The following is a 24,664-nucleotide window of genomic DNA, read 5'->3' as shown; positions in this document are numbered from 1 at the left end:
AGGATTAACAGGATCGACAGGATTCAAAACGGATTCACATCGAGTTTCCTCTTCATCCCGTTGATCCTGTTAATCCCGTCCAAAACTCTTCACGTCTTCACAGAATCCCGAACTTCTTGAACGCCTCGGTCGTGGTCATTCCGCCCGCGAGCGCCTTCCGCACGAGATTCTCGCCGCTCACTTTCTCCTCGGCCAATCGCAACGCCTCTTCCGCGGCGACGGACGGGATGACCACGATGCCGTCGTGATCGGCGAGGATCAGGTCGCCCGGGTACACCAGCACGTCCGCACAAGAGATGGGGACGTTGTGGGTCACCACGTCCAGGCGCCCGAGACTGTCCGCGGGGTGGAAACCGACGTGGAACACCGGGAACCCCATCTCCTTGATCGCCAGCGAGTCGCGCGTCGGGCCGTCGAGGACCACCCCGCGGCACCCGCGGTAGGTCGCGGCCGTCGAGAGCAGTTCGCCCCAGAAACTACACGCGGACTCGGACACCACGAGCACGTCGCCGTTCTGGAGCGAATCGACCGCGGCGAGTTCGCCCGCGTAGGGGTGCGGCGGGGCTACGTCACGGGCGGGAACCGTCTGCACGGTGAGCGCGAACCCGGCGGCCTTCGCCTCCGGCCACAGCGGGCGCACCCGGGGGTTCATGCACTGGTTGCGGTACCCGAGTTTGTCGAGAACATCCGCGACGACAGGGGTGTAGAGTTTTGCGAGCCGGTCGACCCATTCGAGCGCGCGAGGCGGGGTGGTCATCAGAACCCTCAAACAAAAAACGGCGGGGGAACCCGAAGGTATCCCGTCCGCCGTGAATGGGCAAATGATTCTGTCGCCCGACTCGTAAATGTGGCCGCGCTCAGTCCTTCAGTTCCTTACCCTGCCACTTGCGGGCCTTCCACCCGTAGTCAACAAAGTCGTAGCTGAAGGTGCCGTCGGCGAAGAGGTCGAGTTTGCCGTAGCACGGCGGGAACCCGTACTCGCTGCCACCCCACCACGCGCCGCACGCGGCCCCGCCGCAGATGTACCACACCCCGCGGTACTCGCACCGGTCGCACGTGTGCATGTGCCCGCTCAGGCAGAGCTTCACGTGCGGGTTCTTGCGGAACACTTCGCTGATGGCCCAGCAGTCCGCGTGGTGCCACACGCCCGGCACCACGTTGTCGTTGTTCTTGCGGCACCCATCGCCGTACACCTGGGACGTGACACTCAGAATGGGCACGTGGCTAAGCACGACCGTCGGGAGCTTCGTCTTCGCGAGGTCGGCCTTCAGCCAGTCGAAGTGTTCGGGCGAGAGCGTGGCGTACTTCGGCCAGTTGCACATGCTGTTGAGCGACACGAAGTGCCAGCCGTTCTTGTCGAAGCTGTAGTACGGTGCCGGCATCCCGAGCACGCCGGTCATCAGCGCGAAGCCCTTTTTCTCGGCCGGGATCGCGTCGGTAGGCTCGTTGCCGTCCCACACGTCGTGATTGCCCAGGCACGAGTAAATCGGGGCCGGGGCGCTCTTCACCGCTTCTTTCCACACAGCGATGTGTTCCGCGGCCTTCGCGCCGGTCGTTTTGCCGTCCACGGACATCACCGCGTCGCCGGTGTTCAGGATCAGTTCGGGCTTGCCATCCTTCTGGCTCGCCATGTGCGAGAACATCGCGGCCACGCCTTGGGGCGCTTCACGGTCCTTCGTGATGTGAACGTCGGTGATGTGCGCGGCCCGCAGCACCGGCTTACGGTCGGCCGCTCGTGCCGTGGAGATGAAGCCGGGAAGCGCTGCGGCGCCGATCGCCGCGCCGAACAGATCGCGTCGGGAGGGAGAAGTCATTATGGAACACCGAATTGCGTAGAGGATGGTGAACGGCTCGGCGTAAGCCGGCCGGTACTTACAGGAAGCACCAACCGCTTACGCCGGACTGTTCGCAAAAAGGTTTGGCCCGCACCGAAGGCTTTACTTCAGGTCAACCGACCACTCCTGGTCGGGTTCCTTCAGGTCGAACGAGAGCCCGGACTTGTCCGCGTCGGCGAAGCGCGCGGGAAGCATCGGTCCCGCGACCTTACTCACCTCTGCGGACGAGGATTTCTTGCCGGCCTTCTCGTCCGTGACGCCCTTCGCCTGACTGCTGGGCGGGTCGAACTCGCCCTTCACGGCCGAGCGCGGCGCTACCGTCTGGATGGACACCTTGATCGGGCCGAGGGCCACGCCGCTCACGTCGTAGGTGCCGTCCGGCTTGAGGTCAAGCACGTGCGTTTTGGAGTCCTGGGCGATGAAGATCACGGTGGCGCCGGTGAGCGGCTTGCCCTGGTACTTGATCGTCCCGTGAACGCGCCCGCGCGGCACGTCCCCGCCGCACCCGGCCAGAACAACCGCGACGGTCGTGGCCGCCGCGAAGAAGATCGCTCGCATGGGTTCACTCCGGGTCGGGTTACCAGTTGCTGCTGAGGACTTCGCCGCCGGTCGGGGTGCACGCCCACCACCACGTGTTCGGGTCGACGCCGGCGGACACCATCCGGCCGCTCCCGTCGCCCAGCGCGACCAGGATACCGGCCGAGCGCGGCGAGCTGGCCAGGCGCGGGTCACAGTTCGAGTTGGTCGCCGCCCACGTCGGGTTCACCTGGAACTTGGACGCGGAGCCCGTGATCTGGTAGCCGAACACCGGGTTCCACTCGTTCCACGAGGTCCGCCCGTAGGCCCAAATGTTGTACTTCGCCCCGCTGTAGCCCGACGGGATCGCGTTGTTCAGGCACACCGCGGTCTTTTCGGCGTAGAAGATCGTGTTCGAGGTGCCGTCGGTGAGGGAGGTCATCCGCATGACCTTGTTGTTGCTCGTCTTGAACCACCACCCGAGGGCCTGGAAGTTGGCCGCGTAGCTGGTGACGCCGTAGTTGCCCCAGCCGGCGTCGTTGTACAACCCGTTCGGCGGGCACGACGGGTCCGACGGGCTCACGTAAGACTTCACGCCGTAGTTGGTGTAGACCGACCAGAAATAGTTCGTGCTGCCCTTGTTCGCCAGGTTCGCCAGGTTGTCCTGCTCGATGTACGGCAGGATGTAGAAGAGCGCCGACCCGGCCTTGTTCCACATCGCGGCCGAATCGCTGCCGTCCCAGTCGTTCCACGCGAGCGGGAACTGGTTGTTCGCGTCGTGGTAGTTGTGCGTCGCCAGCGCCATCTGTTTGAGGTTGTTCTGCGACGTCATGCGGGCCGCGGCCTCGCGCACTTTCTGCACCGCGGGGAGCAACAGCCCGATCAAAATCGCAATGATGGCGATGACAACGAGCAACTCGATGAGCGTGAAGCCGGACGGAACTCCGGCCTTCGACTTTTGGCGTGCGTGCGCCATGACGTTACTCCACGGGATTGGATGAGAGTGTCCGAACAGATAGCCCGTCTGTGAGGGAACAATAACGATACAGAAGAGTAATTGCCATTCGATCTGTGTTAAGAAACAGCGAATTTGATCGAATCTGTAGCAATCATAAATTCTTGCCTTCTACAAAAGCGGTTGCACACCGCGTAAACTCTGGTAAATTCCCTTACAAGAGGCGGATCTGTCTCGCAATTGGCTCGCTCAGAGACAATCCTGCCGACTTCGATTGAATGGTACAGACAGCCGACTTCCCGCCGGAGCGATCTGTGTCTCGTTCTGAAACGCCGCCCGACGACTCGTCTCCCAAATACGTTCACCTCGCCGAGCAACTCGCCGCCCGCTTGCAAGCCGGCGAATGGGGGCTTGGCAAGGTGCCGACCGTGCGCGACATCGCCGGGACGTATGACGTGTCTTCGTTCACCGCGTCGCGTGCGCTGCAGTTGCTCCGCGACCGCGGACTCGTGGTCACACGCGATCGGTCCGGATCGTATGTTGCGAACGAGCGCTCAGCCCCTCCCCCGGCTACACCAGCGGGCCGATGGGCGGTGGTCACGCGGGTGTCCCGGGACCGTGGCAGAGTGCGTCCGAAGCGGTGGTGAAGGTCGGTTTCGAGCGCGTGGCGACGGAAGGGTCGTTCGCGGTTCACCCGCTCGAACTGTCACCCGGGAGCGGGCGCGTGGAAGCCGAACTGATCGCCGGGCGCATCGCGGACAATGGCGCGAAAGGTGTCTTCTTCCTCCCCTCGCGCGTCTCGGAAGAAGCGTGCCGACAGGACGAATGGTTCCTAGCCGGGTGCCGCAGAGTCGGGTTACCGGTGGTACTCCTCGACCGCAACCTGCGCGGCGTGGACCGCCCCCTGGAATACGACCTCGTCGCGTCGGACCACTTCGACGGCGGGCTGCGCTGTACCGAACACCTGTTGGGGTTGGGGCGGAAGAACGTGGCGTGCGTAATCGCGTCCCCGACGAGCACCCACACCGACCGGCTCGCGGGGTACCTCTCCGCACTTCAGAAAGTGAGCAACGGCTATTCTCCACGGGTCGTGCGGGTGCCCGAGCACCTGGACGCGCGCGAGGCGTACCCGTGGATCGCGGACGAACTCGTCCGGATCGGGGTCGACGGCGTGATCTGCTATCAGGATTATGTCGCGGTCGGGGTGATGCTGGAACTGTTCCGCCGCGGGCTGAACGTCCCGCGCGACGTGGCCGTGGTCGGGTGCGACGATCTCCCGATCGGCCAGAGTTTCGCGCTCGGCGTCTCGTCCTACAGCTACCCGTCCGAAGCCATCGCGCGGACGGCGCTGCGCGTCATAGCGAACCGCATTGCGCACCCCAACGACCCGCTCGCGAAGGTCGTGCTCGCCGGCCGGCTCGTGGTCCGCGACAGCACGGTAACGGGCTGAGGTTTACTCTCTTAATCCAGGGATTACTTCGGGTAGTCGAGCTTGGCCTTCAGGAACGCGAACGTCCCCTTCGCGTTGATCTGGTGGCCACCGGGGAAGAACTCGATCGTCGTGTTGCCGGGGATCTTGAGCCGGTTCGCGTACAGGTACCGCACTTTGGCGAACTCGTAAGCCACCATCTCGTCGGTCCCCACGCCGTCGTCGTGCCCGCGCTCCACCATGAAGGGGCGCGGGGCGATCAAATAGGCCATCTCCGCGTAGTTGAACGTGTTGCCGAGATCGAACTCGTACATTTCGTACTCGCGCGTCCACATGTAACTGCGGTCCAGATCGACCGACACGTTCTTGCCGATCCACTCGTTGAAGTCGCCGGAGCAGATCGAAAGGCAGTAGCGCTTCTCGACGGCCGGCACGCGCATCGCGGTCTTCCCGCCATAAGAGAGGCCGTAAAACGCGATCTTCTTGGGGTCCACGTTCGGAAGCGTTTCGAGCCAGTCGAGCGTGCGCTGGTGCTGCCGGATGATGAAGCTGAACAGCGAAAGCTTGAGCGGGTTCGCCTTCCGCTGGACTTGGCGGAACACGTTCTCGCCGTAGTACGGGTTCTGCGGCGCGTACACGATGTAACCGAGTTCCACGAGCCGGCGCGAGAAGTGGTTGTAAACGGTACGCTGCTCGACATCGATCGTGTGCCGCGGGGTGCCTTCGAGACCGTGCTGGCACACCACGACCGGCCGTTTTTCGCCGGGCTTCAGGTCTTTGGGGAGGAGCAGAATGCCATATGCGAATACATCATCGTACACGTCGAGCACCACTTCGTACCCGGCCCACGTTTTCTCATCATAGACTTGTCGCGTGCGCGGATTGAGCGGCCCCTTCGGGTCGGGCAACTTGCCGATCACTTCCGTGTGGAAGTAATCGCGGTACCAGTCACACGACTTCTCCCACGCCTCGGGCGAACGCGCGTCGGCCTTCTTCCAGAACTCTTTCCGTACCGCCTCCGAGTCGCGCCAGAGCTTCTGCGTGTAGGCGACGAGTTGGTCGAACTGGCGCTTGTGGCGCGCGACTGGGGAGAAATCCTGACGCAAGTCGGTCGGCGGGACGCGCCCATCAGTGGCTTTGTTCCGCAAATTTAATGGCAGCACGAGCTGATCGAGACCGGCTGCTGGAACCAGCTTCTCGGCTAGTGCCATGCTACACTTATTAACACCGGCACCGCCGGTGAGGTCGTTGATGCGCTTCCATTCGGTCTCGATCTGCTCGATCGGGCACCCGCCAAGAGTACCGGGGGCGGCCCCCCCGCGCCCCGGTTGCGGTTTCGCCGGGCCATCGAATTTAGGCGTCTCACAGTTCCCGATGAACACCAGCCGGGGCGCCGCAAGCGCGGCAAGTTCCGCGTCGCCGAATTCGTGCTGTAGCCCCCACACATTGCGGTCGAGGGGGGCGTTCCACACGTCCGGCTTCGCGCCAAAGTAACCGCTGACGGCCAACCGTTCGATCCGCGCGTCGAGCGCGCCGGCACACAGCGCAACCAGCCCACCTTCCCCGTACCCGGCGGCCCACACAGGAGGGCGGTCCTTTGGGGCGGACAACCAATCGACCGCCGCCAGCACCTTCTGGACCTCGTACCCGATCAGCGTGCGCCCCATTTCGTAGGCCATGCGGTGAACGAACTCGCGGTGCGGCAAATTGGTAGTCCGCCCGAGCTTCGGGTTTGCGGAGAGCGTATCGCGCCGGTCGATGAGAACCGGGACGAGCACGCGGCACTCGCTCTCTGCGAGCCGGCGGGCGAACTGCGAAATCGCGGGCAAGCCCGGCGACAGCCCGACGATCTGTTCCGGTGTCTGGTCCGCATCCGGAACGGCAACGACGGCCGCAACAATCTTCCCGCGCGGCTCCAGAAGCAGCCCTTCGGCGTCGAGGCCGGGCAACACCGCCCAACGCACAGCGAACACCTTGTAGCGCTCGGTTTCCGCGACGGCAAAACGCTCTGGAACCCCGAGATACTCTAAGTGCGGGATCGAGCGCTTATCGACGACCCCGAGATACTTCCGGAGCCGCTCTCGATTGGGATCGACGGACTTTGCAAAGGCTTCGGGCGATGAGTTGTCGGTCTTCCACAGCGCTTCACGACTCTTCACGGACGCCGCCAGCGCACGGTCGAGGTACTTGTGCATCCCCGCGACCATCTTTTCGGACAGGTTTCCTTCATCCCCCAGCGGCTTGGTGTTGGGAAGCGCAACGGGGTCGGCGGCAAAAAGAGGAGCCGCAGATAACGCGGATGAAGACACGATCAGGAACAGAACTCGATGGAATGCGGGCTTCATGTCTGATCCTTCTTCGCTCTGCGTGATCTGCGGCGGGATGTTTTTGTTCAGAACAGTTCCGTGACCGGCGCCCCGGGGTACACCGCGACGGGCGCACCATCCGGCCCCGGAATGGTCGCGTTGTGCGGAACGCCGAGCGCGTGGAAGACGGTGCTCACGAGTTCCTGTGGCGAAACCGGTCGGGCGCTCGGTTCGCTCCCGATGCGGTCCGATGCCCCAATGACGCGCCCACCCTTCACACCGCCACCCGCGACCAGTGCGGTCCAGCACCCGGCCCAGTGATCGCGCCCGCCGTTGGAGTTCAGTTTCGGCGTGCGTCCGAACTCGCCCGTCGCGACCACCAGTGTCGATTCCAACTGTCCGCGATCTTCGAGGTCCGTGAGGAGTCGCGCAACCGCCGTATCGAAGCTCGGCGCCACCGTATCGCGAACATCACCGAGCGTCGTGCGGAGCGAACCGCCGTCCGCGTGGCAATCCCACGAAGGCGCGTCGAAAACGGTAGGGAACTGATTGATGGTCATGAATCGCAATCCGAGATCATCCATCACTGAGGCAAATCTGCAGCACTCATCAAATGGCATGGTGGGGTGATAGAGCGGGTGCATAATTGTCGGAGCGCCCCCGAGTTTTAGCCAGCCTGTACCTTGTCCGTGGCTAACGGAAATACCTGTGTCGATGGTTGCGTTCGGCATGGCCATCCAACTCGACGTGTCGGACCACTTCCGCCCGAAACGGTGATCGATCACCGCGCCCACATTCGGCCATTCGGGACCGTCGCGGAAGAGGCGGCCGGTGTTCAGCAGTTGGAACCCGCACTCGTGAACCGGCGGGGCGTCGTGGTGCATCGAGCGAATCAGGCTGAACTTGTCGGTCAACTTCGCGAGTTGCGGGAACAGTTCGCTCAGGTGCGTTCCCGGCGTCGCGGTCTGAATGGGCCGGAACGGTCCGCGCACGTCACTCGGCGCATCCGGCTTCGGGTCGAACGTATCGAGGTGCGCCGGGCCGCCCACCATGTTGATAAAGATGCAGCTCTTCGCATTCCCGAGTGCGGCCGGTGCATTTGCGTTTCCGCTCGCAGCGCCAGCCAGTGCGAACCCGGCGGCACCGGCTACAGTAGTACGGAGGAAGTCGCGACGTGTGGGGGTCGTCTCGGACATGATTGCGATCCGGTGAGGACGAAGCGGCGAAGTGGCCTCATCGTACCGGACCCGCACGCAGATGCAATTAGCTGATTACTTCTTCGCGCTCATCGACTTCGCCAGCCCTTCGACCGCAGTGCGTGCAGCGGCATCCCAACTGTGCCGCTCGATCACCCACCGCCGGACCGATTCGCCAGCAGTTGTGCGATGGGCCGCGTCCGACCACAACGTCCCCAGCGCCCGTACCCAATCTTCGGGCGAACTGGCGACGAGCGCGCCGCTCTCGGTCGGGTGACGCAGACCGTTCAGCGCGACGGACGAACACACGATCGGCTTGCCCATCGCCGCGGCTTCGAGGAACTTGTTCTTGATGCCCCCTCCGCTCACGAACGGGAACACCACCGCTTGGTGTGTGGCCACCGCTGCGCGCAGGTCCGGCAAGTCGGCAATGAGTTCGATTCCGTTGTGCCCGGTCAGCGCACGAACCGCGGGCGTCGGGCTGAAGCCGTAGACCGTGAACGTCGCGTTCGGGTACGCGGCGCGAACGCGCGGCCACACGCGCCCGCAGAACCATTCGAGCGCCTGCACGTTCGGCCCGAAATCGAGTCGACCCCAAAAAGTACAACTGTGTTCGCGCTGCGGCACGTCGAGCGGGCGGAAGTGCTCTGCGTCCACACCGTTGGGCACCACATCGATTCCGCGAACACCCGCGACCCAACGCATCGCCCGTTTGTCGGCGTCGGTAACGACCCACACCCGATCGAGCATCGGTCGGTACGCGCGCTCGTACACGCCCTTAATCAGCGCCTGCTTTATCTCGCTCCACGTTCGCGGGCGGAACGCGCGCACCTGCGAGACATGGTGCCACGCCCATTCGTCGGCCGCGTACCATACTCGCAGCCGGTCCTTCACCGCACCGAGGTACGGCAACACGTTCAACCCAACCACAACCACGCCGTCCGCCTTCATATCGAGCGCAGCTTGCCCGACCGCGCGCACGCGGTTCTCGTCCACACCCCAATAACTCTGGAACTTCCGCTGCAGCCAACGGAACTGCGGTTCGGGGCCGACCGCCGGCTCCCCTCGCTTCGGGAACACGCGCTGGAACGCGAGCGGCAACCCGGCGACTGCTTCGGGGTGCGGTTCGGTTGCGGTGAGCAACCCCACCTCGTGACCGAGTTTCGCCAGCGCCTGCATCATGTGGAAGCAATGGACATCGTGACCGCTCGAACGCGGCCAGGAGAGCGAGTCTTTGACGAATAGCAATCGGAGGGACATCAAAACCATCTTTCGTGAGCAAAACACTGTGTCAGCTTGATGTGTTTAGTCTTGTGTTCGTGGCACAGGCCTCTGGCCTGTGGAGGCGCTCACACAGGCCAGAGGCCTGTGCCACAAGCACAAAGCCCAGGCATCCAACGCAGCGCAAAACGCCATCACCCTCAACCGGCGACCCAACTCGAATACGCCACGCAGCGCGGGCACGCTCCAACGGTTCCGGGCGCGATACGGTCCCGTGCGGCGCGTCGCGGCGTCGATGAGCCCTTCGAGGACCGCGTCGGCCGCGTCGCGTTGCGAGGCCTCACGTTCGTGGCAGTAGCGGTGGTACGCATAGCGCAGGTAGGTTGCGTAGGCCGAGAACAGCCCGCGCCCGCTTGCCCGTCGGTGCTTCCGTATGAGCCGCGCGAGGTTCCGCGTGTCGTAGTATCGTTGCCACTTCTTTCCCGCGCGCTTGAACGCGGTCGACCCTTGTGCCACACGAGCGGTTCGGCCAGCACACCGCACCCGAAGCCGACCTCCTTCACCCGCAGGCAGAAATCGGCTTCTTCGTGAATGAGGAAGAAGTGGTCGTCGATTAGCCCGGCGCGCTGGAACACGTCCGCGCGCACCATCATGCAGCAGCCGTTTACGATGTCGGTTTCGTCCACCGCGGGCGGATCGGCCCGGCGCTCGGGGACCACCTTCCGCTGGAAGAACCCGGGGAAGTGCGGCGGGTTGAACGTCACACCGTCGGTCATCACCACATCGGGCTCGTCCATGTAGCGGATCACGGGACCGATCACGCCGAACCGCGGGTGTGCCCGGAACGCGCCGAGCAGGCGCGCGACGATGTCGGGCGCAACGGTCGTGTCGTTGTTCAGTAACATCACGAAATCGGCGCCGCGCTCCAGCGCGTAGCGAATGCCGGTGTTGTTCCCGCCGGACCAGCCGAGATTCTCGGTGTTACGAACAATGTGAACCCACGGGAACTCCGCCGCGAGTTCGGCCGTCGGGTCCGGGTGCGAAGCGTTATCGACGAGGACCACGTGCGCGGGGGCCGAAAGTTCCGCGAGCGAGCGCAGGCACTTCCGCGTATCTTCGGTTCCGTTGTAGTTGACCGGTACGATCCACACGTTCGGGGTCACGCGCGGCCCCCCGGTGCGACCGTGTGCTTCAGCCCGCGCACCCGGCGGGCGAGCGCGCCGGGTAGCGTGCAGAAGGTCGCGAGTGCGAGCGTCGCCGGGCGCACATCGCCCGCGCGCACGGACCGCCAGAACCTCTTGCGCGCGTCCGCGATGTCGCCGCGATCGTAGGCGAGATAGGCATGACTAAAGAGGTGCGTCCGGAGTTGGGCGCGTATGAAGCGCCGATCGAACGACGAGAGCGGGCACTTCACCAACACGTTCCGGAGCGACTGCACGAACTCGGCAATCATTTTGTCGTGGTTGCTCGACATGTTATCGAGGTGCCGCGTGTACTTCGCGAGCGGTTCGGCCATGTACGCCCAGGTGAACCGGTGCGCCATCCGCAACCACAACTCCCAGTCCGCAGCGCCACAAAGTTGGGGATCGAAACCGCCAATCGCAGCGAATGCCTCGCGCCGCACGATCGTCGCGCCAATAAACACCGGGTTCCGCACGGCCATCCGGCGGAAAAACGGCCCGCGCTCCAGAACACGAAAGCCCGGCTCCGGTTCCGAATGCGGCAACCGGAAGAACGCCTCTTGCCCCGCGGACTCGATCCACGAAACGTAACCCTCTTGCGGGTTGCCCATTTTCGATTCGGCGAACAGTGCATCCACTTCCGGGTGCGCATCGAGGAACCGTACCGCGTGGGCCGGCGCTCCCGTGAGCCATTCGTCATCGCAATCGAGGAAGCCCACATAGCGCCCGCGGCTCACCGCGAAGGCCGCGTTGCGTGCGGTCGCGGGCGTTCCACTGTTCGGCTGCCACAAGTATTTCGCGTCTGGGTTTGTGGCCGCGACGACCTCGCGCGTGTCGTCCGTCGAGCCGTCGTCGGAAACGATGATCTCCAGGTCCGGTACACCGCTCGCCCGCAGCGCGACAAGGCACTCGCGCACGTACCCGGACCGGTTGTACGTCGGGATAATGACGGTCAGCGAGCAAGGTTGATTCATGGCGTGCCGACCTCCGCAGTTCGCGGCGCACGAACGGGGCACGTCCGGTGGAACCACTCCGCGACCGGGCACACGACCTCGCTCCACGGCACGCGGTCCGCGATTCGCCGGGCCGCTTGATGGCGCGCGGGTACGTCACCGGCAAAGAACGCACGCACGGCGTTGCACAGCCCTTCAACCGAGCTGACCGGGAAGCACACCCCGGCGTCCGGCTCCTGCGCGAGCGCGGCCCGAAAGTATGGTAGTTCCGACGCGACGAACCCGCGCCCGAGCGTAGCCGTGGTGAGCAAGCTCCCGCTCCCAGTAATCTTCGCATAGGGAAGCAAGAAACAATCCGCGGCCGCGAACAAATCGCTCACGACTTGGTCGGACTGACTCTCCAGAAGCAGCGTCACATTTGCAGTACCGGCCGCGGTCCGGCGCAGCTCGTCCGCGAAGGTCGGGTCTGGTGGACGGCCCGCAACGATGAGGTGGTACGCCGCGCCGAGACGCTTAGCCGCTTCGATGGCCAGATCGAAGCGTTTGTACGGTCTGATGTTCCCCTGGCACAGCAGTACGCGACATGCCGGATCGATTCCGAAGCGGGCGAGCGTTTCCGTTCGTGGGGCAGCGGGCGGGAAGACGCCGTCGTAGTTCCCGTGTTCCATCACGCACACACGCTCGCGCGAGCCGCCGAACCGCCGCACGAACTGGTCCGCGGCCCATTCGTCGTGAACGACACACAGGTCCGCGAACCGCGCGAGCAGCCGATAGCCGAGTTCGTCGAGTCGGCCGCTCCCTTCATGGTGCTCCACGTCGTGAAGCGTCCAGACGATGCGAATCCCGAGAGATCGGGCGAGCCGCAGGTACTTCCAGAATCCGGCCAGTCCGCGTGCCCGTGCCCACAGCGACGACCCGCGACAGCGCCAGATTTGCTCCGGTGCCCACTGGAACTGGACCGCGTCGATCGTGCCCGCGTGCGCGCGCAAGAAGTCGTCGCGCACTTCGCACCCGGGGCCGAGAGTCACCCCGTGTGCCGCCAGCGCGCCGTAGTACAGGTCGAGATAGCGGTTCTCGATCCGCACGTTCGGCCAGTTGGAAACGATCGGCATGGCGCGACTCGTGGTCACCGGCGGAACAGGAGGTTCAGCATCTGGGCATCGGGCACGGCCGGGTTCAGCGGCGGGAGGTGGTCGTCCACGCGCTCAATAGCCACGGGAGTCAGGCTGCAATCCGCGCCGATCAGGGAGCACGCGAACCCGCGTGCGCGGAACCATTCCAGGTACACGGTCGGATCGCCCCCCGCGTTGCGAATGCCGATGGGCCAGTATTCGGTGAGGATCGCCCGCGGGCGGTCCGTGCGAATCAGGCCGTCCAGCCCCGCGACCACGTGCGGTTCGTAGCCCTGCACGTCGATTTTGATGAAGTCCGGTGCGTGCCAGTCGTTCGCCGTGAAGAGGTCATCGAGCCGCACGACCGGCACTTCCACGAACGCGCGCCCGGCGGAATCGCCGTCGGTGTAGAGCCGGTGATCGCCCAGATTACCGACCGACTTGAAGAGTTTCGCGGTTCCCGGTGCGCCGCCCGCGGCGACGTTCACGGCGATTCCCCCGCGTGCGCTCAGCTTCAAGTTCTTCTGAAGCAATCCGAAGTTGTACGGCTCCGGTTCAATCGCAATGACGCGGCCCGTGTCGCCGACCAGCTTCGCCGCGAGTGTGGCGAGGTATCCGAGATTCCCGCCCACATCGAGGTACGTCATCCCGGGCCGGAGCAGCGCGCGCAGCGTAGCGGCCTCCGGTTCCTCGTAGCGGCCGTGAATGAAGATCCGGCGCCCCACCCCGAAGTCGCGCAAATCGACCCACAACCGGCCGTGCGGCACGCGCACCGTTCGCACGGCACGCCCCAGCGACACGAGCCGGCGCGCGAGCCACTCACCGCGCGCGGCGGGGGTCGTCACGAGCGCTGCGGCCCACGCGCGCCAGTGGTACAGTGGGCCGCGCACGAACGCGGGGACCAGAGTTTGGTACGCTTGCACGATCGCCGACATCGGGCCTCCACCCGGGTCAATCTCCGATTCGTTCCTCGGTCCACTCTAGCAGCGGCATCACCACGCCGAGCCGGTTCTCGATCTGTTGGAGCGAGCCGATCGCGGACACCTCGAAGTCGAGCACCGATTCGAGCAGGTCGTGTCCGCGGTCACCGACTTGGTTCGCTGCCACGAGCAAGTGATAGCGGCCCGGCGCGAGCAGGTGCGCCGGGAACCCCACGCGCGCCACGAATCGCCCGGGCCGGCGCGCGGTGCAGAACGCGCGTTTCGTGTCGTTGTCCGCGGTAGTGAGCACCGTTTGCCCGTCGTCGCGGTTCAAACGGAACGCGATCTGAGTGCTCGCGGGCGCGGCCACCTCGTACTCGATCTCAATGGCGAACGACTGGTCCGGGAGCAGCGCGGGCGCAACGGTCCCGTCTGCCCGGCGCACGCGGACCGTTTTGAGCGTCACGCGCCGGTTCGCACTTGGTTCGCGCGTGTCGGTCCACTCGGCCGCGAGATCGCCGCGCTGCGTGAGGTACGCGCGAACGGCTTCCGCCGGCGGCCCGTCCGTCACCACCTTGCCCTCAGCCAACACAATGGCGCGCGAGCACAGGTTCTGCACCGCGGTCATGTTGTGGCTGACGAACAGCACCGTGCGCCCACCGGCCGAAACCTCGCGCATCTTCCCCAAGCACCGGTTCTGGAACTCCGCGTCGCCGACCGCGAGCACCTCGTCGATGATGAGGATCTCGGGGTTCAGGTGCGCTGCGACCGCGAACGCGAGCCGCACGTACATGCCGCTCGAATACCGCTTCACCGGCGTGTCGAGGAACCCCTCCACGCCCGCGAACGCGACGATCGCGTCGAAGCTCCGGGTGATCTCACGGCGGCTCATCCCGAGCACGCTGCCGTTCAGGAAGATGTTCTCGCGCCCGGTCAGTTCCGGGTGAAACCCGGTGCCCACTTCGAGGAGGCTCCCGACGCGCCCGCGCAGCTCCACGCGCCCGCCGGTCGGGTCCGCGATCCGCGACAGGATCTTCAGCAGTGTGCTCTTACCGGCCCCGTTGCGGCCGATGATGCCGACCACCTCACCGCGCTTCACCTCGAACGAAACGCCCTTCAGCGCCCAGAAGTCCTCGGCTTCGGATGAGGTCGAAGCGCCCCTCGAACGCAGCGCGGACGCGAGCCACTCCGTGAGGTTCAGCCCGCCCTTCGGCCGACCGCCCAACCGGAACTGTTTCGTCAGATTCTCGACACGAATCGCCGGGTGCATGGCCTCAACTACTGTTCGTCCACAAGGCCGGAACACTTACGCAGGTACCAATCCACGGTGCCGGGCGAACGGCCGGTGTGAGCCGGCCGGTACGGGCAGCATGTCCCGAGCGCCCCAATGTGTTCGCCCAGAGCTACTTGGCACTTCCTAAATCGTGTCCGCGAAGGATCGCTCCACGCGGCGGAAGTACAGCACACCCGCAACCGCGAAGAGTACGCCTACGGCCGATGACACGCCGAAAGCGTACCAGTCGATTGCCCCACCGAGCGCTGATTGGCGGAACGCGAGCACCAGCCCGTAGGCCGGGTTCAGCGGGAGGTAAGTTTGAGCTGTTGGCCCGAGTGCTTCGGTCGGCAAGTAGATGCTCGGCGTCGCGAACATCCACAACTGCACGCCGAACGTGAGCACGTACTTGAAGTCGCGCTGCGACACGATCAGCGCCGCGAGCAGTACGCCCACTCCAGCCGACGCGACCGCAAGCATTAGCACTACGAGCGGCATCGCGAGGATCGACCACCCGGGCACGACGCCGAACGACAGAGCTATAACCGCGAGCAAGCCCGACGCAATGACCAAATCGAACACACTGACGCCGACCGTACTGAGCGGGATCACGAGGCGCGGGAAGTAGATTTTCGTCACGAGCCGCTCGTTCGCGACCACGCTGCCAGCCGCCGTGGTCACGGTGCCCCCGAAGAACGTCCACGCGACCATCCCGGCGAATACGAACAGCGGGTAGTGCTCGATCCCGTTCGACGTTCCGGCCATCTTGCCGAGGAACAACACGAACACGGCCATCGTCGCGAGCGGCTGCGCGACCGCCCAGCCGAGCCCGAGGACCGTCTGCTTGTACCGAACCTTGACGTCGCGCAGCGCGAGAAAAAACAACAGCTCGCGGTAGCGCCAGAGTTCCCGCACGTCGGGCAGCGCCCAGCCGCGTTGCGGTTCCAGTACAGTGAGGGGCGGTTCGGTCTCGGCTGTTGGCGCAGAAGCACCCGCTACCAGCTCCGGAATCTCTCCGCGCACAGTATCGGCTTCGGGTTGCGCATCGGTAACCACCATACCCTACCTTTAGCACACGGGGCGGGGCGTTCGCGCTGGCGAACTGCCGCTTCGCACACAAGTTAAACTCGAACCGACCACACCAACCGCCGCGCCGAGGCCGCCGAGCAGCACGTCGGTGATGCAGGGCGTGTGCGTGTCGTACCAGCGCTGCCCGTTCTCGAAGAACGCGGAGACGGCCACCCCTAAAATGACGGCAATCGCCACAGCGGCGCTAACCGATCCGTGCGGACCACGTCGGGAGCGCGGGGGCAAACGCCAGGCTGCAACAAGCACGCCGAGCAGCCCGAACAGCACCAACTTCGTGAGCATCTCTTCGAGCGTAAAGAGCGGATCACCGCTTTCGAGCGGGCGCCCGGGCATCCAGTCGAACGGGCGGGGCATTTCGAGCCGCGGAGCGTTCGCAGGAGGCTGTGTGACGGGCGTCATCCCGGCGAACCACACGATTCCCCAACTCATCGCGAACGGGATCGCGAGCCCCTCGTGGTGAACGCGCCCCGCGTACCACCCGGCGATCACGGCCAGCGTGCCGACGACCGCGTCCGTTGTACTCGGGGTGCGAGACTTCACAACCAACTGGGCCGATTCCAAACACAGCGCAACAGCCCCGGCCACGAGCGCAACGCGAATTACGCTCCACGACTGTACCCGCCCCCCGAGCCGTGCCGCGAGCACCCCGAGCGGGAAGTACAGGCCCACGAGTTTGGCCAACTTCGCGATCTGCTCCCACCGCTCCGCGGCGTTCAGCCCCTCGAAGGTGCCGAACGGCACGAACCGAACCGTGTCGCGTATCTTCCGATACAGTTCGGCCGGACTCGCACTGAGATCGAGCGGGAGTACCTGAATGAATGCGAGCAGCGCGAGATACGCAATGAGCACTTTTCCAGCGGCGTTCACATCGGCCCGCGCCCACATCAGGCGAACGTGGTCCGTGAGCTTCTGGCCCCACAGCACCCACGCCACCATTCCCGCGAGAGCGCCCAAGCCCTGCGCCACGATGTCCGATACCGAGCAGGTACGTTCGACGGTGTAGAGCTGCGTGAACTCGACTGCGCTGGAAAACAGCGCACAGACAGGCAGGAGGAGTGCCCCGCGCCCCGCGACCTTGCGCCGCGGCCACGAACGATCGACGGCCACTAGTCCCAGGAGCACGAAGCCGAGGGGCGTTCCGAGCATCACGTTCGCGATTGCGTCGGACCGCGAGGTGATCTTCACGCCGTCAGCCAGGACGCGCCCGAAGCTGTTCGTGCGCGGGCCGAAGTGAAACGGCACGAGGCTGCCGTACACGATGAACGCGGCCACCCCGACCAAGGCCCACGCATACACCCCGCGCACGGACTTCACCGACTCGCCCCCTCGGACGGGGCCGGTTGGGGAACCGCGGCGGGCTTTGCCGGCTGTGCCGCAGTCGGGAGTGCGGCGGGCGCCCGCGTGCTGCCCTTCCCTGGTGCGGGCGCGGTCATGATGAGATACGCCGGGTTCGCCGAATTCATTTTGAGCATTTCCTCGCGGCTCGCCTTCCCACCTTCGTCCACGAACACCCAGTCCAGGAGCTTCAACTCTCCCCACAACACGGCCAGCGCCAGGGGCATCATCATCCACCCCGCGAAGTCGTGGAACACCCGGTCCCCGAGTTCCTTACCGGCTTCGTTATACAGCACCCCGGTGAGCGCGATCCGCAACACGTTCGAGAGCACCGCGACGGGCACGGCCGAAACGAGGATCAGCCCGCGGTCGAGCCACGGGCGCTGCACGAGCACCGCCATCCCGGTCGCGAGCGCGGCGAACGTGAGCAACATGCTCAGCCCGCTGCACGCCTCCTCGACCCGCAGCACGTGGTCCTTGACGTGCAGGATGATCCCCTCGCGGTACGTCGGGTAGCCAATGGTTTGAAGTACGAACTCGGACGCGATCGACGCGACCTTCTGGAGCTGCCAGCCAAGGGCGTGCTCGACCCGCCAGGGCAGCGGGAACATGAACAGCAGGAACGCGAGCGCCGGCCACAACCACTTCAGCGCCTTCCATCCGCCCAAAAGTAGGGTCACGCCGCACAGGTTCAGCACGAACGACAGCCCCTGCATCCACTCCTTACCGACGTTCCGGTCGCCGAACACGACGAACAGCCCGCCCCCGACCGCGAGGAACGCGAGCCCCCACGGTTCTGGCCAGCGAACGCGCTCGGGCGCCCACGCGCGCCAGCGCCACGCCAGGTACGCCGCGAAAAACGGCACGAGGAACCCGTGCGAGTAGTCCGGCTTCAGCCACTCCCCGTAGCAGTATCGGAACAGGGCGGCGTAAACGAACACCAGCACCCCGACGAGTGCGACCAGGGCCGCGATCCAGCCGGGCGTGCGAACCACTTCGGCGGCGAGAGCGGAACCGGACCGCGACGGAGAGGGGGAGGCAGAACTCACTGATGCGGTCTCCGAGCGAGCGGTGGGCAGTTCAACATATACCAGAATCGGGCGCAACGGGGCAGGCCGATTTCCGGGCCGATTGCAACCGTAGGACACGTTCGCGGGCTACGATTCGCGCACAAAGTTCCCGCAGAGAGTGCGAAGTGTGTTAGCGTAAACTATGGTTATCGGTCGGATTGGGGTGTATACTCACTAGTGCCTCCTCTCCGGTACTTGCCCCGCATCCGTCCCGGCAGGGCTTTGGTCCGTGAACGATCCTCTAATCGCCCGGTTCGCCGGCGCCTGCGGCGCGACCGCCCCGCTGGACCTGCGCGTTGATCTGGCCGGCGGCGGCCTGCTCGCCGAAGGTTCGGTCGACCAACCGTTCACCCTCGTCGGGCGCGACGACTCCTGCGACGTCACCCTTTCCGACCCCGACATCAACCCGAGGCACGCCTGGCTCCAGACCCTCGGCGGGCGCGTGTTCGCCGTCGATCTGGGGAGCCGCACGGGGCTCGTGTGGCCGAGCGGCACCCGCGGGCCCGGCTGGCTCGACGCGGGCGTCGCCGCGAAGGTCGGGCCGTTCCTGCTCCGGCTCCGCGTGCCCGTCACCGACCGCCCCAGCACGTTCCCCCCGGACTACAACCCGCTCGCGGCTGATACGGGCGCCAAAACGCGATCGGTGGTGTCGCTGGAGTTCCGGAACGGGAAACGGGCCAAAGACCGCTGGGCGGTGAACCGGCTCATCACGCTCGTCGGGCGCTCGCCCGATTGCAAAATCCACCTGACGGCCGACGACATCTCCCTGTACCACTGCGGCCTCGTGTCCACGCGCGACGGGCTGTGGGTCGTGGACCTGTCCGGGCGCGGGGTCGTGGTGAACGGCGAGCGCATGCGCGTCGCGCCGCTCACCAACGGCGCGGAACTGTGGGTCGGGCGGTTCCTGATCGGGTGCCAGTATCAAGCCTCGGCCCCGCCGTTCGCCAGTTCTTCGGGTGCGCCCCCCGGCGACCACGGGGTCATGAACTCGGCCTCGACCTCGAAGAACTCGCCGGTGCTCCCGTCCGAAACTCCCGCCCCGAAACCGGCCCAGGGAACGGAAGACGAAGTCGAACTCGGGGCCACGCCCGAATCGGCCGACGATCTGCCGAACTCGCACATCATGGCCGATGCGTTCCGGCTGCCGGCCGGAGGGAACGGGCCGGCCTCGAACCCGATCACCGTCTCCAATTCCGGCCCGCCCCCGACCACCGCCGCGCCCGTTCTCCCCGAAGTGCCGCTGGCGGGGCTGTTCAGCGCGCTCGGGTTGGAACCAACTGATCAGGAGCCGCTCGCGCCAATTTTGCGCCAAATGGCCGATCTCCACGCCCGGATGTCCGGCGAATTCGAGCAGTGGTTGCGCCTGGTCGCCCGGCTGTTCGGTCGGGTGAGGCACGAGCACCTGTCGATCGTTCAGACCGAGCTGAACTGGATCGAAGCGCTGACAGTTGAAATCACGTCCCTTCAATCGGAAATCTCGCGCCAGGTGGTCGCCCGCGCCGCTACGGACGGCGTGCCGGTCCCCTCGACCGACGGGCACGTGTTCCCCCGCCCGCCCGCGGACCCGGGCGCGGCGCGCCCGGAAGCGTGGGTGCCACCGTCCGCGCGCACCCCCATTCCCGATCCCCCGATCCCGCGCAGCCTCGACACGACACCCGCACCGGCACAAAGTCTGGACCGGCTCCACGCGCTCCAACACGAGCGCGCCACGCGGTGGCAGGCGGTCATCGCGCTCTTCTCGCGCGGCTGAAGCCCCGGTTCGGTCGAACTTACAAATCGCACGACAGGTCTGGAATCCGTTCCCGAGAACGATTACGCTAATATCTCATTTGTGCGCTTCGCGCCCGGGAGCCAACGCGAAAGACGGAGTCATGCGTCGACCTTTTGGCAGCGGGCTGGTGACTGCGCTCCTCGTGCTCGCGATTGGGTGTGGTAAAAAAGCCGATCCGCCGCGCAACGAGAGCATCGAGGGCGCGTGGCTCCTCGTCCGGTTGGAGGCCGGCGGCGCGGTCCAGGACAAGTACGTTAGCGCGATGCCGGAAGGGGAAAAGACGGTCAAAATCACCGCGAACCAGTTAACGTTCCCCGGGGGCAATAAGGAGGCGCCGCTGAGCTACACGCTCGATTCCTCGAAAAGCCCCAACGAAATCGACATGAGCGGAACGAACCCGAACGGCCAGTCCGAAAAGATGTACGGTGTCTGCAAGCTCGAAGGTGACAAGCTCACGATCTGCGCCGCGAAATCCGAAAACCCCGCGGACCGCCCGAAGGAGTTCAAAACCTCCGCCACCGTTCAAGCGCTGCTCATGGTTTTTGAGAAGAAGTAGTTTTTTGAGACTGCGAACCGTCGCACGGGCCTCGCACCCGTGCATCACGCTCCCGCCCACGCACACGCTCTCCCGCCCCTCTGATACGGGGCACGTCCATTTCTCTCCCCGAACCGCCCATTCGCCCACCGGGGGTGTGTAGCCCTCGCCCAAAGCCCCAACTCCGTCCCACCAACGGATACCGGGCCGGCGCGCGCATTCATATTGCAACGCACATCAGCCACCCTATTTCCCGAACGTAATTTGACAATTTTCGCTTGATCGAAGCGCAGATACGTGAGATATATTCACGAGTTCTTCATTGCCCCTCTCTCGCTCATCTTTAGAGGCTCTCATGTTCTCGTTCCGCGGGTTCGTCCCATTATTTGTCCTCATTGTTTTCTCGACCGGGTGTTCCGATCCGCACGGTGGACGGAAGGAGATCTCCGGGACGGTCAAATTCAAGGGCCAATCGCTCAAAGACGGCACGGTGTCGTTCGAGCCGCTCGACGGGCAACCGACCCGCGCGACCGTGCTGCTGACCGCGGGGGATTTCACGATCCCCAGACCGACCGGCCTCGTACCGGGCCGGTACCTGCTCCGCGTGTCGGCGGGCGACGGCAAGACGGCGGTTAACCCGGTCGAGGCCGACAAGCCGCCCGGTCCCGGCGGGGGCACCAACATCATCTCTAAGGAACTAATCCCGGCCGACTGGAACGTGAAATCCAAGCAGGAGCGCACGGTCGCCGCGGACGGCCCGAACCGGTTCGAGATCGAGATCCCTTAAAAATCGCCCTTCTCCTTGTTCCGCCGCGGGTTTTTCGTCTGTCCTCTCTCATTTCTGTTTTTTCAGAAAGGAAGACGCTCATGTACCTCCGGTCCCGTTCTCATTACCTCGGTCGCGGGGCGCCCCGGACGCGCGCGTTCACGCTGATCGAACTGTTGGTGGTGATCGCGATTATTGCGATCCTGATCGGGCTGCTGTTGCCCGCCGTGCAAAAGGTGCGCGAGGCCGCCGCGCGCATGAAGTGCAGTAACAACCTCAAGCAGATCAGTCTCGGGAACATGAGTCACGAGAGCGCGATCGGCACGTTCATCCCCGGCGTCAGCCGCACGGGGTGCTGCTGGGGCACCTGGCAGGTGCCGATCCTGCCGTACATCGAACAGGACAACATCTTCAAGATCTACACGAACTTCGGCGGCCTGGACGCCGGCCCGCGGTACGCGGGCGGGGGGAACGCGGACGTCGCGAACAAGCGGATCCCGACGTTCACCTGCCCGAGCGACACGCCGAGCGTGATCGGAACCATTACGCAGCACAACTACGTGCTGAACGCCGGGAACACCAGCCTCTACCAGTCACAGATCCCGATCGGGTGTACCGGCGGGTCGGTCACCAGCACCACGTGTACGAGCTTCGGCGGCGCCCCGTTCGGGTGGTACGAAGACCCGCGACCCTGGCCGCGGGCGGCGACTCCTCGCCCGTGGATTACGGCGCCGGCAACCCGGCCTTCGGGCGCTGCGGGCGCCCGCGGAAGATCGCCGAGATCACCGACGGCACGAGCAACACGCTCATGGCGTCGGAGGTCTGCCAGGGGCAGGGCGGGGGCGACTACCGCGGGTTCTCGTGGTGGGGCGGGGCCGCCGGGTTCACCGCGTACAGCCAGCCGAACAGCACCGACCCCGACGTGCTGACCGGGGCCGGGTGCAACAGCACACCCCCGAACGCCCCCTGCACCACCACCTCCACGGCCTCGCGCCCGCGCATGCAGGTGGCCCGCAGCCGGCACACCAACGGCGTCACCGTGGCCATGTGCGACGGGAGCGTCCGGTTCGTGCCGAACTCGATCAGCCTGGTGACGTGGCGCGCCCTGAGTACCTCCCAGGGCGGTGAAGTTCTTGGTAACGACGGGTGATCGAATGCCCCAACGGGCGGCGTACCCGCGCTGCCCGTTGACTCCCGCGTTCCGTTCGGTTAGCACTGTCATTTCCGTCGCACAACCGGCGAGTTTTCACACTCGGAACGTCTTCTTGTAGTGCGGCGAATCGCCCGCGGCGGACGCGGCGAGCGCCCGTCATTCACAAGGACACCCCGGTGCAACGCCGCTGCTTCATCACCTCGGTCGGGCAGTTTCTCCCCGGCGAACCGGTCACGAACGAACAGATGGAAGCGCGATTGGGACAAATCGGCCCCAAGCCCTCGGGCCTGCGCGAGCGCGTGCTGCGTCAGAACAGGATCGAGCAGCGCTACTACGCGATCGACGACAACCAGCACACGACGCACACCAACGCGCAAATGGCGGCTCGCGCCGTCCGCGATGCGATCGCCCACAGCACGCTCGACCTGAAGGACGTGCGACTCCTCGTTGCAGCCACTTCGCAGGGCGACTTACCGCTCCCCGGCTTCGCGAGCATGGTCCACGGCGAACTCGACATGCCGCCGTGCGAGATCGCCACGATCCACGGCATCTGCGCGAGTAGCGTGGTCGCGCTGCGGCACGCCGCGCTCGCCGTTGGGTCGGGGGAAGTGCCCAACGCGGTGTGCGTCGCCAGCGAGTTCGCCAGCCGGTTGCTCAAAGCGTCCCGTTTTCGCGCCCAGGGTTACGGCGAAGGCAAGCGCCTGCCTTTCGAGACCGAGTTCCTGCGGTGGATGCTCTCAGACGGCGCGGGGGCGCTCCTCCTGGCGAACGAACCGGCCCCCGCCGGCCTGTCGCTCGAAATCGAGACGATTGCGCTGAAGTCCTACGCGAGCCAGTTCCCGCCGTGCATGTTCGTCGGCAACCGCGACGAGGTGCTCGCCGACCCGCAAGTCGGCTGGCTGGATCACCCGGATTATGAGACCGCATCGCGTGCGGGAGCGATCAACCTGCACCAGAGTACCGAGCTACTCACCGACGTGGTGCGGTTGTGCGTGAACGGCGTGTTTGAATTGATTGAAGAGGGCAAACTCGACCCGAAAGGTGTCGATTGGTGGGTCACCCACTACTCGTCGCACCTGTTCCGCGAGCAGGCGAACGAGCGGTTCGTTCGGGGCGGACTGACGATCGATCCCGAGCGCGTGTTCACGAACCTCTACACGAGCGGAAACGTCGGGTCCGCGTCGTTCCCGCTGATGCTCGGCGACCTCTTCCGCAGCGGAAAATTGGAACCCGGTCAGCGCATCGTGTGTATCGTGCCCGAAAGCGGCCGGTTCATGTTCGGCTACGTGATCCTGCGCGTCGTCGGAAGCACTAGCCCCCATGTGCGCCCGACCGCGGTCGTTCCCACTGTCTCTGAGCCGCCCGACATCAAGACCAGCGGTTCACCCCTCGAAGAGTCACTGGTACGACAACTCGCAGGGGTGTGGACCGCGTTCGAGACGCGCCTGAACCGCGCGCCGATCGTGGCGAAGATGTTCGACGGGCGCGTAACGCTTCAGGACTACCGCGATCTGCTGTTCAACTTGCGGCAGCAGGTGATCGACGGGTCGCGGTGGATCTCGCGGGCCGCGTCGAACGTGACGCGCGAGCACTTCCCGATCCGGTCCGCGTTCATCGGGCACTCGCGCGACGAGCACCGCGACTTCGAGATGATCGAACGCGATTACGTATCGGTGGGCGGAAATGCGGAAGAAATCCGCGCGGGCCAGAAGAACATCGGCAGCACGGCTCTCTCGGAGTACATCCTGAGTCGCGCGAGCCGCGAGAACCCGTTCGACCTGATCGGCGCGATGTTTATTATTGAGGGTTTGGGGCGCCGGGTGGCCGCGCGCTGGGCCGAACTGATCCGCACCCAGTTGAACCTCGACCCGCGCCAGGTATCGTTTCTCGCGTACCACTCCGCGAGCGACGACGTCCACTTCGAGCGCCTCGACGCCGCGGTGCAGTCCGGCATCCTGACCGAAAAGCTGGTCGACGAGATCGTGACGGCCGCCAAGGTGGTGGCCCGGCTGTACGTCCTGCAACTCGAAGAGATCGGGAACTTCTAA

General features: G+C 65.1%; 22 protein-coding genes and 1 pseudogene. 8 read left to right on the top strand and 15 right to left on the bottom strand.

Going from position 1 to position 24,664, the window contains the following annotated elements:
- Nucleotides 1-97: 97 nt before the first annotated feature.
- From VT84_RS04175 to VT84_RS04160, 4 genes are all read right to left on the bottom strand, one after another.
- Nucleotides 98-757, bottom strand: coding sequence for an RraA family protein (locus tag VT84_RS04175; RefSeq protein ID WP_082838624.1), 660 nt, complete (start codon nt 755-757; stop codon nt 98-100).
- 100 nt (nt 758-857) lie between these two features.
- Nucleotides 858-1,814, bottom strand: a complete 957-nt coding sequence (locus tag VT84_RS04170) for a metallophosphoesterase family protein (RefSeq protein WP_052553161.1) — start codon at nt 1,812-1,814, stop codon at nt 858-860.
- Between the two features lie 123 nt (nt 1,815-1,937).
- The gene (locus tag VT84_RS04165) at nt 1,938-2,393 is read right to left on the bottom strand and encodes a hypothetical protein (RefSeq protein WP_052553163.1); all 456 of its coding nucleotides are present in this window, start codon (nt 2,391-2,393) and stop codon (nt 1,938-1,940) included.
- Between the two features lie 19 nt (nt 2,394-2,412).
- The gene (locus tag VT84_RS04160; RefSeq protein WP_052553165.1) at nt 2,413-3,327 is read right to left on the bottom strand and encodes a DUF1559 domain-containing protein; all 915 of its coding nucleotides are present in this window, start codon (nt 3,325-3,327) and stop codon (nt 2,413-2,415) included.
- A gap of 293 nt (nt 3,328-3,620) precedes the next feature.
- Between VT84_RS04160 and VT84_RS40470 the strand changes: the two genes are divergently transcribed.
- Nucleotides 3,621-3,953, top strand: a complete 333-nt coding sequence (locus VT84_RS40470) for a GntR family transcriptional regulator (protein WP_239465675.1) — start codon at nt 3,621-3,623, stop codon at nt 3,951-3,953.
- A complete protein-coding gene (locus VT84_RS04155) occupies nt 3,950-4,756 on the top strand; it encodes a LacI family DNA-binding transcriptional regulator (RefSeq protein WP_239465674.1) in 807 nt (268 codons plus the stop codon). Before VT84_RS40470 ends, VT84_RS04155 begins: the two co-directional genes overlap by 4 nt.
- A gap of 23 nt (nt 4,757-4,779) precedes the next feature.
- Here the strand turns inward: VT84_RS04155 and VT84_RS04150 are convergent, their stop codons facing one another.
- From VT84_RS04150 to VT84_RS04100, 11 genes are all read right to left on the bottom strand, one after another.
- Nucleotides 4,780-7,080: a dienelactone hydrolase family protein gene (locus VT84_RS04150; RefSeq protein ID WP_082838622.1), complete on the bottom strand. Its 2,301-nt coding sequence runs from the start codon at nt 7,078-7,080 to the stop codon at nt 4,780-4,782.
- Between the two features lie 47 nt (nt 7,081-7,127).
- Complete coding sequence (locus VT84_RS40465) at nt 7,128-8,237, bottom strand: DUF1501 domain-containing protein (protein WP_082838621.1); 1,110 nt, start codon at nt 8,235-8,237, stop codon at nt 7,128-7,130.
- A gap of 75 nt (nt 8,238-8,312) precedes the next feature.
- The gene (locus VT84_RS04140; protein WP_162271583.1) at nt 8,313-9,497 is read right to left on the bottom strand and encodes a glycosyltransferase family 4 protein; all 1,185 of its coding nucleotides are present in this window, start codon (nt 9,495-9,497) and stop codon (nt 8,313-8,315) included.
- Between the two features lie 161 nt (nt 9,498-9,658).
- Nucleotides 9,659-10,621, bottom strand: a complete 963-nt coding sequence (locus VT84_RS04135; protein WP_162271582.1) for a glycosyltransferase family 2 protein — start codon at nt 10,619-10,621, stop codon at nt 9,659-9,661.
- Nucleotides 10,618-11,613: a glycosyltransferase gene (locus tag VT84_RS04130; RefSeq protein WP_082838618.1), complete on the bottom strand. Its 996-nt coding sequence runs from the start codon at nt 11,611-11,613 to the stop codon at nt 10,618-10,620. The genes VT84_RS04135 and VT84_RS04130 overlap by 4 nt, the downstream gene beginning before the upstream one ends.
- Nucleotides 11,610-12,704 carry a glycosyltransferase gene (locus tag VT84_RS04125; RefSeq protein ID WP_082838617.1) on the bottom strand — a complete coding sequence of 365 codons (1,095 nt, stop codon included), beginning with the start codon at nt 12,702-12,704 and terminating at the stop codon, nt 11,610-11,612. Before VT84_RS04125 ends, VT84_RS04130 begins: the two co-directional genes overlap by 4 nt.
- A 14-nt stretch (nt 12,705-12,718) precedes the next feature.
- Complete coding sequence (locus VT84_RS04120; protein WP_082838616.1) at nt 12,719-13,639, bottom strand: FkbM family methyltransferase; 921 nt, start codon at nt 13,637-13,639, stop codon at nt 12,719-12,721.
- A 16-nt stretch (nt 13,640-13,655) separates the two neighbouring features.
- Nucleotides 13,656-14,894 carry an ABC transporter ATP-binding protein gene (locus tag VT84_RS04115; RefSeq protein ID WP_082838615.1) on the bottom strand — a complete coding sequence of 413 codons (1,239 nt, stop codon included), beginning with the start codon at nt 14,892-14,894 and terminating at the stop codon, nt 13,656-13,658.
- 147 nt (nt 14,895-15,041) lie between these two features.
- A complete protein-coding gene (locus VT84_RS04110) occupies nt 15,042-15,956 on the bottom strand; it encodes an ABC transporter permease (protein ID WP_082838614.1) in 915 nt (304 codons plus the stop codon).
- 9 nt (nt 15,957-15,965) lie between these two features.
- Nucleotides 15,966-17,300, bottom strand: a complete 1,335-nt coding sequence (locus tag VT84_RS04105) for a VanZ family protein (protein WP_162271581.1) — start codon at nt 17,298-17,300, stop codon at nt 15,966-15,968.
- Entirely contained in the window at nt 17,297-18,370 is a 1,074-nt protein-coding gene (locus tag VT84_RS04100; RefSeq protein WP_162271580.1) for an exosortase/archaeosortase family protein, read from the bottom strand. The genes VT84_RS04105 and VT84_RS04100 overlap by 4 nt, the downstream gene beginning before the upstream one ends.
- Nucleotides 18,371-18,620: 250 nt before the next feature.
- On the opposite strand from VT84_RS04100, the gene VT84_RS04095 reads away from it, so the two are divergent.
- The 6 genes and pseudogenes from VT84_RS04095 (at nt 18,621) to VT84_RS04070 (ending at nt 24,664) form a co-directional block, all read left to right on the top strand.
- Complete coding sequence (locus VT84_RS04095) at nt 18,621-20,141, top strand: FHA domain-containing protein (protein ID WP_082838611.1); 1,521 nt, start codon at nt 18,621-18,623, stop codon at nt 20,139-20,141.
- A gap of 121 nt (nt 20,142-20,262) precedes the next feature.
- Nucleotides 20,263-20,718, top strand: coding sequence for a TIGR03067 domain-containing protein (locus VT84_RS04090; protein ID WP_082838610.1), 456 nt, complete (start codon nt 20,263-20,265; stop codon nt 20,716-20,718).
- A gap of 334 nt (nt 20,719-21,052) precedes the next feature.
- On the top strand, nt 21,053-21,484 hold the full coding sequence (locus VT84_RS04085) for a carboxypeptidase-like regulatory domain-containing protein (protein WP_082838609.1): 432 nt from the start codon (nt 21,053-21,055) through the stop codon (nt 21,482-21,484).
- An 80-nt stretch (nt 21,485-21,564) separates the two neighbouring features.
- Nucleotides 21,565-21,969: pseudogene (locus VT84_RS41610) on the top strand (DUF1559 domain-containing protein); the annotation flags it as partial.
- Between the two features lie 134 nt (nt 21,970-22,103).
- Entirely contained in the window at nt 22,104-22,613 is a 510-nt protein-coding gene (locus VT84_RS41605) for a DUF1559 domain-containing protein (RefSeq protein WP_255359530.1), read from the top strand.
- A 179-nt stretch (nt 22,614-22,792) separates the two neighbouring features.
- Nucleotides 22,793-24,664 carry a 3-oxoacyl-[acyl-carrier-protein] synthase III C-terminal domain-containing protein gene (locus VT84_RS04070; RefSeq protein ID WP_204249712.1) on the top strand — a complete coding sequence of 624 codons (1,872 nt, stop codon included), beginning with the start codon at nt 22,793-22,795 and terminating at the stop codon, nt 24,662-24,664.

Origin of the sequence: Gemmata sp. SH-PL17 (assembly GCF_001610855.1) — a bacterium.
Taxonomy (GTDB): domain Bacteria; phylum Planctomycetota; class Planctomycetia; order Gemmatales; family Gemmataceae; genus Gemmata; species Gemmata massiliana.
This window is presented reverse-complemented; position numbering and strand designations above follow the sequence as displayed.